Here is an 11,703-nt window from a genome sequence, read left to right on the forward strand (position 1 = left end):
GTACCTCCCATAATTTTATTCTCGCGCGAAAGTCGCGCCATTCCTCTTCATAAATTCCCATAACCCATCAATTTCATACAGCCTGTCTTCGATAGGTGCGCATTTAAAAATTTTATTTGAGACAATAAGCGCGCTGGGAAATTCTTTCCAGTCGATATCCTTAACGCCCTTGATTTCATTGTTGTAAAGGCTCATCGTTTCGCCGCTTATAAACTTCTTCAAGAAATGCTGAAGTATTTCGGAAATGGCGGAATCAATGACATTGCCGTACATTTGCGAAATTTTGCTGTCGCCGAACAAAGCCAAAACCACATCGACTGTGCCGGAGCCTAGATTTTCAATCAGCGGCTTTACGTCCCAATACATCAGATGAACTTTATTTCCGCCTGCCGCAAGCTGCATAGCGCTGAGATACATTGACAAAGTGTTCCATTGTTCATAGAATTTTCCTTCTGCTTCAAGTGCGGTTGTATGCTTTGCCCGATTTTCAATGTACTTTCTCACGGCGGCGGCAGTATCGGCGTCAAGGTACGACGATAAAGTTTCTTCATTGTTTTCGGACACGAATTCCTCGAAATTTTCTTCGCCAATAAAAGATTTAAGGACATGTCCCTCATTGCTTGGAATTCCGACAATAAATTCTATGCCGTCAGCCGCACCGTTTTTATAAGCGTCAAAAACATTTGCCGGAATAAGTTTGCCGTCGCAAGTCGGAGCTATTCTGTGCAAGCCGATTTTTTGATTGAGGTCTTTTAATTGTGCGCTTGTGAGCCGTTGCAGCTCGTCCATTGACTTTGCCCCGGTTTCTTCCAAAAGTTTTTGGGCAAAAGCCCTTGCGGCATCCGGCGTAAGGTAGGAAAAATCGGGACTGCCGAAAAATATAAACGCCTTTTGGAACAAGCCTTTTGCGCGTTCGCAAACGGCAAGCAGACTGATTGAAATCGCGCCGGATTCAAAGCCCATTACCGTAATATTGCCGGGGTCGCCGCCAAAAGCGGAAATATTTTCTTTCACCCATTCAAGCGCCGCAATTTGGTCAAGCAAGCCAAGATTTAAAGCATCGGGATAATTTTCACCGCCGGGGACTTCGGAAAAATCAATGAAGCCGAATATGCCAAGACGATAATTAAAGCTTACGCCAATGAAGCCAGAATACGTGTCGGCTATTTTTTCTAAATACATCAGCGGGTCGGCAGAACCGCCGTAAGAAAAATCGCCGTGATGAAAAAGCACCACTACAGGCTTTTTATCATTGTTATCTTTTTTGCCGACGCAAACGTTTAGCGTCAAACAATCTTCGCTTTGCCGATGGATTTTCAGGATTGAGCCTTTGTGTTCAACCTGTATGGCAGACGCGCCAAAATATTTTGCCTCGAATACTTCATCAGATGCGGGCAACGACTCGGGAGCTTTCCAGCGAAGCTTGCCCACCGGCGGCTTTGCGTAAGGGATTTCGCGATAAACGACGCCCTTTTTTTCCTTGTAGCCGACATATACGCCGGTTTTCGTTTTCACAGCCAATTTTGTATCATATTCGCCTTTGATTTGCCGATTCTGCTTGTTAAACTCTTCAATCTCCTCGCTCGTGTACATATCGTCGTATAAGAATCCCTGACTGCCATCACCATAACGAACGCGAATTTTTCTGATTTGATACCAGCGAAATGCCATACTAAATACAAATCCCAAAACAGAAGGCAAAATCGAATATATATAATTTTCCACAAAATAATCTTTGAGGGATAATCCCGTTAATTGCAACGCGACATACCCTCCTATAAGAAAAATGACAAACAGCGCAAAAAAAATCAGAGCCTTATTCATCGCGTTTTTTTGTACGGCTTTATTGAAGACAAGCTTTCTTGTCACCATATCAACCGCGCCGCCGATAATCAAGCAAAGGGGTAAAGCCGTCCAGATTCCCCAGCCGAGAAGCATGGGAATTTCAAAACTCAAGCCGTATACAAGGGCCGAAATGAAGGCGATTATAAAATCATCAATCGTAAATAATTTTTTCATTGCCTCACTCCCTTTTGCTATATATGTCTTTGTTAGAATTTACCACCAATTCGGTCTACACCTATAGTACATTTATACACTATACATTGATTGCTGTCAAGATGTGTTCTGAATTGGAACATTTTTCAAACAAAACTCTTGATTTTAGCGTCCCCTGCATGTAAACTAAAAAAAACTAAAAATTTTTGAGGATTTTACAATGAAAAGGAAATTTGCGGATACTTTAAAAAAATTAAGAACTTCCAAATTGATTTCTCAACATGAATTGGCGGAAAAAATTTTCGTTACGCGTTCAGCCATCGCTAAATGGGAAAACGGCTACAGTTTGCCGGATATGCTTATGATCAAAAGAATTTGCAAAGCGCTTGAGGTAAACGAATACGATTTAATGGAAATTTTGCTTGACGGCGACGACGAATTAAACGTAATTATTCTTGACGACAGAAAAATTGTTGTGCAAGGTTCACTCTCCGTTGTCGAAGAAGTTTTGCCAAACGCAAATATTTTTGGGTTTACCAAACCTATCGAAGCGGTTGAATTTGCCAAAAAAAAGAAAATTTCGCTGATTTTCTTGGATATTGAAATGGGGAAAACCAACGGACTTGATATTTGCAAGAATTTTTTGGAGATAAACCCGCAAACAAATATAATTTTTCTGACCGCTTTTGTTGAATATTCTTTTGAGGCATGGAGCACCGGAGCAAGCGGTTATCTGTTAAAGCCTATTACGGCGGAAAATTTAAAAGCCCAATTAAAAAATCTGCGTTATCCTTTGATAAATTTGGGTGAAATTCTATGACGATTATGTGTGCGGCAAATTTTTTCCTTTGCGGCATAATGATGTCGCTGATGATTGCGGGAATTATCATATCCGCAATAACGCCTGACATGGAAAAATGGAAGAGAAAATTTTTTATCGCGCTTTTCACGATTTTAACGCTATTGGTAAGTACATATTTGATTGACTCGTTTATGTTATTATCTCCAAATGCGGCGATTGCAGGAAGAATTGCTGTTTTCTTTGAATATTTCTTTATTCCCGTCAATATATTTATGGTCGCCATTTTTTTGTTGCATTGTTGCGGAGAAAATTGGCGCAAGAGCAAATTTTTTTATTCGGTGCTCATCGTATATGTTGTATTTTTAATTTTGCTTGCAATAACTCAGTTTACAGGAATTTTTTATTATATAACGGATGAAAACATTTTTTATCGAAACGAACTGCACACAATCTTAATAGGCCAGTTAGTAGTAATGGCGTCTATAAATTTAATCGCGGTCATAAAACGCAGAAAAATGTTGTCGAAAAAGTATTATGTAGCGTTTATGGTCAATACTTTGTCGATGATGTTTGCGATACTTTTTCATACGATAATTTTTAATCCGTTGGTGGTTGCGATTGGAGTAACCCTTTCGGCGCTTGGAATGTTTGTCATAATTTTGATTGATCATATCGAAAAATTTTTACGACAACAGCGTGAAATTTTGGGTCAGCAAGCGAACATTTTGGTTTTGCAAATGCGTCCGCACTTCATATACAACACTATGACGAGTATTTATTATCTTTGTTCGCAAAATCCAAAACAAGCGCAGAAAGTTATGCTCGATTTTACAAATTACCTGCGAAAAAATTTTATGGCGATTACTCACAAAGGGACGATTTTATTTTCAGAAGAATTGGAGCATACAAAAGCGTATTTGTCGATTGAGCAGGCGCAGTTTGAAGAAAATTTATTTATCGAATACGACACGCCGTATGTGAATTTTAAGATTCCGCCGCTGACATTGCAACCGATTGTGGAAAATTGCATTAAGCATGGACTTGACCTTGATTCTGATCCCTTAAACATTTTAATTTTGACGCGCGAAACAGAATCGGGCAATGAAATTATCGTTGAGGACAACGGAGCAGGATTTGAACTTGACGACGGCAGAGAAAATTTTGCGTTGAAAAATATTCAAAAACGATTGGAAATGTTCTGCGAAGGGAATTTAAGCATTTATCCGCGCGAATGCGGCGGAACGATTGTAAAGATTTTTATACCATTTTAAAATATGTAAACCTAGCTATTATGCCGCTGCTCCATAATCATGAAAAGCCTCGCAAGCCCATATACCAAGGGACTGCGAGGCTTTTTCGTTGCCGTTTGCTTGTATCAAATACGCTTGTCTTTTGTCAAGCACAGGCACGACTTTGTGATCCTCGAAGACATCATCCGCCCCCTCAGCCAGCAGGATTTCCACCATGACCTTGATGACATCACGCCCCGTGTAATGGTCACCAGCCTCGGCATTTTCAGAGAAGCGGCGAATCAAATCCTCGAAGATATAGCCCATCTTAACATTGTCGATAATTGCCGGGTCAAGGTCCACCTCAGAGAAGGACTCCACCACCCGATAGAGGCGGTTATGCTTGTCCATCTTGACAATTTCCTTCTCGAACTCCAGATTGGCAATGATATTTTTGACATTATCCGAAAAGCCCTGCAGATAAGCCTTGAAATTCTCAGCCAGATTATCCGGGTCATTCAACAGTTCACAGAGGGACAAACGGCTCTTATTGTAAAAAGCATACCCTGCTGTCTTATAGAGCACCTTATCCGGCACATTCGGCATAGCCGCCACCTTATCCAGCACAGCCTGCTTCGTCTGTTCCAGCGCACACTCAAACCGACGGATAATCGTCATGGGGATAATGACATTCTTATATTTGTCGCTCTGATAGGGGCCACGCAGCTTATTGGCTATAGACCAGATGAGATTGACTTCCTCAGTAACATCCACGGGAGTATCATCCCAGATAACATTCTTCATCTTATTATTTGCATCTTGTGACAAAATTATTACACATCCTTAAAAAAATTGCCGCCCTTACAGCGGCGACAATTATAACTACAACTCCTACTTCACAGGCACAGCCTTCAATTCATTTGTAACCGCCCTTGCAATAAAAGCATTCAACGACATTCCCAAAATTTTCGCTGCTACCGTGGCCTGCTGATGAAGCTCTGGCTGGAAGCGAACATTGAATTTCCCCGAATACGGCTTCTCCGGCTCCACACCATCCTGGGCACACCAATCCAAATAATCATCTACAGATTCCTTGAAAGCTGTCTCCAATTCTTTTACAGAATCACCTTGAAAAGTTATCACCGAACGAGTGTTGATTACCTCTCCCGAAAAAATATGATTCTCTTCATCGTATTCTACTTTTCCGATATACCCCTTATAGTTCATCAATCGTCACCCCCGCATTGAGCAAAAATCTGCGCATAGACTTAATAGCCCCCTTGTCGGTTGTATTTTCTGGGTGAGGCCTGTGAAACACAGCACGCTCACCATTAAGAAGTATACGAATCCGGGAGCCATTTCCTTCTGTTATTACAGCCCCTGCCGCCACCAGCAGAGCCTCTATATCTGACCATTTCACATTTGACCTGACCGGGTCACTGTAAATAGCCTTATACGTCTGTTTATGTTTATTATTCATATCTCAATGGTATCACTTTTTGGTACTTAGGTCAATGAAATAAAAATATCCCTGTAAGGATAACCAATCCAAAGGCACCCTTACAGGGAAACATATCATTATCTATAAATTTTCTTCTTCCGCCTCAGCCGTGAATTCTTCCACTGCCTCCCGGCAGACGGAGGTGCCGAAGCCCTGCCTGTAAAGGCTGGCCAGCATCTTCTGCTGGTCAGCGGAGGGCTTGAATTTCAGTCTCAGGTTCTTCAGGGCCGCCTTCTGTTCACGCTCAAAGGTATCACTGGGCACGCACTGCCTGACCAGGCTGCCCTCGAATCCCCTTTGCTGGAGCTTGAGACATATTTGCCGCACTGAGCTGCGGCTTTCGCGGTAGAGGTAGTCAAACTGCCGCTGGCAGGCTTCTTCGTCATTGAGGTAATGCTTTTCGTGAAGCCTCGCCATGGCGGCGTCGATTTCTTCCTCCTCATAGCCCTTGCGGGCGAGCTTTTCCCGCAGGCGCCTTTCGCTCTGTTCCTGACGGGCCAGCAGATCCACCGCATACATGAGGGCGGTTTTCTTATTCATCCTCAGCTTCAACCTCATCCTCGGCGGACTTCATGGCCTGGGCCACTTCGGTGTTGGCTTCCGTCTGCTGGGATTCCATGAGCTTCTGACGGATCTTCTTCTCTATTTCCTCACAGGTCTCGGGATTCTCTGCCAGATACTTCTTGGCATTTTCCTTGCCCTGTCCCACGCGGGTGCCATTGTAGGAGAACCAGGCGCCGCTCTTGTCGATGATGTCAAGTTCCACGCCCATGTCAACCACGCAGCCCAGACGGGAAACGCCCTCGCCGTACATGATATCGAACTCTGCCTGCTTGAAGGGAGGCGCTACCTTGTTCTTCACCACCTTGATGATGGTGTGGCTGCCGATTACATCCTGTCCCTGGGTGATCTTATCCTTCTTGCGCACATCCATGCGCACAGAGGAATAGAACTTCAGGGCACGGCCGCCAGTAGTGGTCTCCGGGTTGCCGAACATGACGCCAACCTTTTCACGGATCTGGTTGATGAACACCACCACCGTGCGGGACTTGCTGATGATGCCCGTGAGCTTGCGCATGGCCTGGCTCATGAGACGGGCGTGGAGGCCCACGTGGCTGTCACCCATCTCGCCCTCGATCTCTGCCTTGGGCACCAAAGCTGCCACGGAGTCCACCACGATGATGTCCAGGGCGCCGCTGTGCACCAGGGCGTCCACGATGTCCAAAGCCTGCTCGCCGGTGTCCGGCTGGGAAATCAGCAGGTCATCGATATTTACTCCCAGCTTCTGGGCATAGATGGGGTCAAGGGCGTGCTCTGCATCAATGAAAGCCGCGATGCCGCCGTTCTTCTGGGCCTCGGCAATCATGTGCAGGGTGACGGTGGTCTTGCCGGAAGACTCAGGGCCGTAGATTTCCACAATACGTCCCCGGGGCACGCCGCCTACGCCCAAAGCAATATCCAGGGGCAGGATGCCGGTTGGTATGACTTCCACGTTCATACTGGACTTGGCATCCCCCAGCCGCATAATGGAGCCCTTGCCGAAATCTTTTTCAATCTGTTTCAGTGCTGAAGCCAGGGCGGCCTTGCGCCCTTCCATGTCGTCCAGGGCGGGCAGCTCCCTCTGTACTGTCTTTTCCTTTGCCATTAATTTTTCGCTCCTCTCTAGTGAAAGGCGGCTAAACAGCCGCCTTTTCGAACCTATATTCTATTTTACACTATATCTACCGGTTTTGCCAACCATTAACAGCAAAATAAGATGGCTTCACAACCCCCGAACGTCTGTCACGATGCCATTTTTCGTATAGACATAGATATTACGGCTGTTGTGCCGGAAGACATACTGCTTGGGCTCGTCCTTGTCCATACCTTCATTGACGTACACAGGCTGGCCGAAAGCCGGCACCAGCTTGCTCTCCGGGTCGCCTTTGGCAATCAGTCCGTACTCACCCTGCTCCATCTTTTCCTTATGCTCAGCCATATCCCTGGCATCCTGCTGGGACTTCTTGTCCCCTTCCGATTTCATGGCCAGGATCATATTGCGCACAGGCAGGATCTTTTCCGCCAGTGTCCCGGCGTACTGGGCAGGAATAGCCAGGGCTGCTTCCACCAGTGGGCCGTCCTGGGCTACCACACGGCTGCTCAGCCCTTCCTCATGGCGGGAAACAGCCAACAGCAGTTTCGTATAGGAGAGCAGTACCGGCACATCCGGATACTTCTCCACCAGGATATCGGCCATGTGTCCGTTGCCGTCAATGGCCTCCAAATCCTGCTGGGCTGCCTTGAGGCTCCTTATGTCCGCATTCTGCAGGGAGACCGCCCGCAGAAGCACCACGGCTTCCTGATAGCTGGTCTCTGCCTGCTCCAGCGTGCTGCTCTCGTAGGAGCTGACCTGGGCTTCTACCGCCTGCTGGCTGGAGTCACGGAACATGCAGACTCCGTAGCTTCCCACAGCTACCAAAATAGCCACCATCAAAATCAGCACAGTCCCCGCCTTGCGCCTTCCCCGGCGCACAAACGACACTGCCATGACCAGAACTGCCAGCAGGAGCAACACCAGAATGCCCCCTGCTGCATATATAAGGTCTGACATATAATTCCCCCATTTACTTATACATACCTTCTGTCCAAAAAGAAAATTCCTACTTTATAATGAAATTTCCTTTCAATACCATTTAAAATATACCATAAAATCATCTTTCATGTCCAATCCAATAAGGGGGAGCTGCCTCCCCCTGCTGTCAATATTCCACCTCATAAAGGTACAGCCCACAGGCCGGAGCCGTGGGGCTGGCCTTGCCGCGGTCATGGGCTTCAAGGATTTCCCCGAAACGCCGGGGCGTGATCCTCCCCTTGCCCACATCCACCACCGTGCCCACGATATTGCGCACCATGTGGTAGAGGAAGCCGTTGCCATGAATGACAAATTCCAGCATCTCCCCCTCGCGTTCTTCAATATCCGCCCGGTAAAGGGTACGCACCGGGCTCATGGGAGCGCCGCCAGCTGCCCGGAAGGAACTGAAATCATGGGTCCCCAGAAGCATGGAGAGGGCCTCCCTCATGGCAGGAAGGTCAAGGGAACGGTTCACATACCAGGCGTAGCGGTCAGTGAAGGGATTCCTCACCGCCCCCTGCTGCACCCGGTAGAGGTAGGTCTTGGACTTGGCGCTGTGCCGGGCAGAGAAGTCATAGCCCCCTTCCCAGGCCTCCACCACCGTGATATCTTCCGGCAGCAGGCTATTGGCGGCCTGCACGATCCTCTCCGTGGGAATCCTGCCGTTGGTGAAGAAGTTCACCACCTGGCCGTAGGCGTGCACCCCTGCATCCGTACGGCCGGCTGCCGCCATCTCTATGGAATCGCCGAACATCTTGCCCAGCTGCTTTTCCAGCACATTCTGCACCGCCACCACTGGAGGACTCTGGCGCTGGAAACCGTGGTACCTGGTGCCGTCATAAGCCACCTTCAGGCAGATATTGCGGCTCCTTTGCTTCATTTCCTCTTTATGCTCGCGTTTCAATTTGCTTTTTCACTGCTCCTGCATTCTTACTTACAAAAAAAATCAAGACGGAGCATCTGCTCCGCCTCTGATTCTAAACTATGGCTTCTCTTATTGCAAGGCTTCCTTCAGCACCTTCATGTTTTCCCTCATGGTATTGAGGTAGGCATCCTTTGCTTCCGGCTTCGCCTCTCCTGTCACCACCGGGTCCAGCTGATAGAGCTTCGCTCCCGTTTCCCGGGCAATAGTCTCTGCTGCCACAGGAGAATACTGGGGCTCTGCAAAGAGGACTTTCACCGGCAGAGCCTTCACCTGTGCAATGAGTTCCTCCAGTTCCTTGGGAGATGGCTCCGTGCCCGGCTCCCGCTCCACCACGCTGACTATGTTCAGCCTGAACTCCTTGGCCAGGTAGGGGAAAGCTTCATGGAAGGTCACGATATCCTTGTTGGGCAAATTATCCAGCTCTCCGTGCATTTCTTCACGCAGGTTCATCAGTTTCTCCACGTAAGCCATGGCATTATCCCTATACTGCTTTTCATGGGCAGGGTCAGCCTCACAGAGCTGGCTTGTAATGGCCTTCACCTGCTCAATGGCGTAGGTCACGGACAGCCACACATGGGGATTTTCCTCATCCCCGTCTTTCAGGAAATTGATCTTGTCGCTCTTGGAGGCATCGATGATCTTAAGATTCTTCTGCTGGGAGGTGACCTTGTCCAGGAAGCTCTCCATGCCCCCTCCGTTCACCACAAAAGCATCAGCGCTTTCCAAAGTCTTCAGATCCTCGGTGGTGAGCTGGTAGTCGTGCAGGCAGCCGGTCTGAGGCTTGGTCATGTTCACCACCTTAACACCTTCCACCCCGTCAGTGATGTTCAGCACATCAATATACATAGGGTAAAAAGAAGTGACAATCACAAACTCCCCGTCCTTGCTCCCTTTCTGGGCCTCTTGCCCTCCGCAGCCCGCAGCCAGCAGGGAAAGCATCACCATCATGGCGCACAGTACATACTTAAATCTTTTCAAATGAATACTCCTTCCTACGTTCTTCCCATACAAAGAGGACGCTGATATCGCACCAAAGCACTGATATCGGCGTCCTCTGCTTATTCCCAAATACAATACATCAGGCCTCTCAAAAGACCTACACTATCAGTATAGCAAACCTGTCAAGAGGTGAAATTTCAGTCAGGGCTGGTCTGGGTAATGGTATAGCTTTCCGGGTGGAAGTCCGGGCGGGCAATGACCTTGAGGTCAAAGGCAAACTCTGCTGCCAGGTTCATGAGCAGCTGGTTGGCCCCCAGTTCGTCAGCCACGCTGTCATGTACTTCTATGTCATAGCCGTCCACCGCATGGCACTTCTTCTCCAGCCGCCGTATATCCCGGCTGATGCGGATGCTGACAGTCTCGGGAGACTCCACCCGCCCCCTGCCGTGGCAGACGGGACACTCGGCGTAGATAAGTGTCTCCAGATTGGTGCGTGACTTCTTCCTGGTGATTTCCACCAGACCAAGACTGGTAATGTCCACAATGGTCATCTTCGTGCGGTCTTTGGCCGTAAGCTCCCGCAGTCTCTGCAGGAGGCTTTCCTTCTGCTCGGCCGCATCCATGTCGATGAAGTCCACGATGATGATGCCGCCGATGTCCCGCAGGCGGATCTGCTTCATGATTTCCGCCGCCGCCTCCAGATTCATCTGATAGACGGTATCCGAAAGATTGGAGCGGCCCACGAAGCTGCCGGTGTTCACATCGATAACGGTGAGCGCCTCGGTCTTGTCTATGACCAGAAAGCCCCCGTTCTTCAGCTCCACCTGCCGGTCTCCCAGCTTCTCCAGCTCCCTTTCCACCTGATATTCCTTGAAAAGGGGGCGCTTGCCCTCGTAATACTTCACCCGGTCAGCCAGCTCCGGGGTCAGGGCCTCAGCCAGTTCCTTCACCCTGAGGTAGGCCTGGCGGTCATCTACTACCAAAGCGGAGATATCCTCCGTCAGCTGGTCTCTCACCCAGCGGATCAGCAGGTCTGCGTCACGGTAGAGCAGAGCTCCCTTGCGCTGTCCCTTGAGCTTGAAGCGGGCCAGGATGGAGTTCCAGATGCGGAGCTGGGCTTCGGCATCAGCTTTCAGCTCCTCTTCACTGGCCCCTGCCGCCGCCGTGCGGATGATGAGGCCCATGCCCTCAGGGCAGATACGCCCTGCAATATCATGCAGCCTGCTCCGCTCGCCTTCATCTGTGATCCTGCGGGAAAGGCCGATATAGGCTGCCGTGGGCATCAGCACCAGCATCCTGCCGGGCAGGGAAATGTGCATGGTAGCCCTTGGACCCTTGGTGCCCACGGCGTCTTTCACAATCTGCACTGGCAGTATCTGTCCGATATGGATTTTCTGGTGGGGCAGCTGGCGGGCCTCCCCCTCGCCGTAGGGCAGGCCGTCACCTATGTAGAGGAAGGCGTTTTTCTCTCCTCCGATATCCACAAAGGCCGCCTGCATCCCCGGCAGCACGTTCTGCACCTGCCCCCGGTAGATGTTGCCCACCAGGTGGGCCTGGCTTGCCCGTTCAAATTCCACCATCTCCAGTTCGCCGTCGGCGTCACTTACCATGGCCAGCCGGGTTTCCTCCGGCACCACATTAGCCAGGATGGTCTTCATTGCTGTACCTCCAAGAGTGTTTTTAACGCCTTCCCCTTGA

Annotated in this window: 11 protein-coding genes; 2 read left to right on the forward strand and 9 right to left on the reverse strand. The window is 48.8% G+C overall.

Annotated elements, in window-relative coordinates:
* Positions 1–15: 15 nt before the first annotated feature.
* Positions 16–2,019 carry a carboxylesterase family protein gene (locus P159_RS19625; protein ID WP_051650413.1) on the reverse strand — a complete coding sequence of 668 codons (2,004 nt, stop codon included), beginning with the start codon at positions 2,017–2,019 and terminating at the stop codon, positions 16–18.
* A 199-nt stretch (positions 2,020–2,218) separates the two neighbouring features.
* Here P159_RS19625 and P159_RS19630 point away from each other — a divergent pair, with 199 nt between their 5' ends.
* Positions 2,219–2,818: a response regulator gene (locus P159_RS19630; RefSeq protein WP_051650414.1), complete on the forward strand. Its 600-nt coding sequence runs from the start codon at positions 2,219–2,221 to the stop codon at positions 2,816–2,818.
* Positions 2,815–4,071 (forward strand): histidine kinase, encoded by a 1,257-nt coding sequence (locus P159_RS0115660; protein ID WP_029545572.1) that lies wholly within the window; start codon positions 2,815–2,817, stop codon positions 4,069–4,071. The genes P159_RS19630 and P159_RS0115660 overlap by 4 nt, the downstream gene beginning before the upstream one ends.
* Positions 4,072–4,089: 18 nt before the next feature.
* Here P159_RS0115660 and P159_RS0115665 read toward each other — a convergent pair whose 3' ends face one another.
* From P159_RS0115665 to P159_RS0115705, 8 genes are all read right to left on the reverse strand, one after another.
* Positions 4,090–4,857: a type I restriction-modification system subunit M N-terminal domain-containing protein gene (locus P159_RS0115665; RefSeq protein ID WP_029545574.1), complete on the reverse strand. Its 768-nt coding sequence runs from the start codon at positions 4,855–4,857 to the stop codon at positions 4,090–4,092.
* A gap of 63 nt (positions 4,858–4,920) precedes the next feature.
* A complete protein-coding gene (locus P159_RS0115670; protein WP_318253648.1) occupies positions 4,921–5,256 on the reverse strand; it encodes a type II toxin-antitoxin system HicB family antitoxin in 336 nt (111 codons plus the stop codon).
* A gap of 355 nt (positions 5,257–5,611) precedes the next feature.
* Positions 5,612–6,070 carry a regulatory protein RecX gene (locus tag P159_RS0115680; RefSeq protein ID WP_318253610.1) on the reverse strand — a complete coding sequence of 153 codons (459 nt, stop codon included), beginning with the start codon at positions 6,068–6,070 and terminating at the stop codon, positions 5,612–5,614.
* Complete coding sequence (gene recA / locus P159_RS0115685) at positions 6,063–7,175, reverse strand: recombinase RecA (RefSeq protein WP_175463403.1); 1,113 nt, start codon at positions 7,173–7,175, stop codon at positions 6,063–6,065. The genes P159_RS0115680 and recA overlap by 8 nt, the downstream gene beginning before the upstream one ends.
* 117 nt (positions 7,176–7,292) lie before the next feature.
* Positions 7,293–8,120, reverse strand: coding sequence for a hypothetical protein (locus tag P159_RS0115690; RefSeq protein WP_029545584.1), 828 nt, complete (start codon positions 8,118–8,120; stop codon positions 7,293–7,295).
* 148 nt (positions 8,121–8,268) lie between these two features.
* A complete protein-coding gene (gene truA, locus P159_RS0115695) occupies positions 8,269–9,045 on the reverse strand; it encodes a tRNA pseudouridine(38-40) synthase TruA (RefSeq protein WP_029545586.1) in 777 nt (258 codons plus the stop codon).
* Positions 9,046–9,135: 90 nt separating this feature from the next.
* Complete coding sequence (locus P159_RS0115700) at positions 9,136–10,014, reverse strand: metal ABC transporter substrate-binding protein (RefSeq protein ID WP_029545588.1); 879 nt, start codon at positions 10,012–10,014, stop codon at positions 9,136–9,138.
* A gap of 188 nt (positions 10,015–10,202) precedes the next feature.
* Positions 10,203–11,663, reverse strand: coding sequence for an Rne/Rng family ribonuclease (locus P159_RS0115705; RefSeq protein ID WP_029545590.1), 1,461 nt, complete (start codon positions 11,661–11,663; stop codon positions 10,203–10,205).
* Between the last annotated feature and the right edge of the window lie 40 nt (positions 11,664–11,703).

The organism is Selenomonas sp. AB3002 (assembly GCF_000702545.1).
Taxonomy (GTDB): domain Bacteria; phylum Bacillota; class Negativicutes; order Selenomonadales; family Selenomonadaceae; genus Selenomonas_B; species Selenomonas_B ruminantium_A.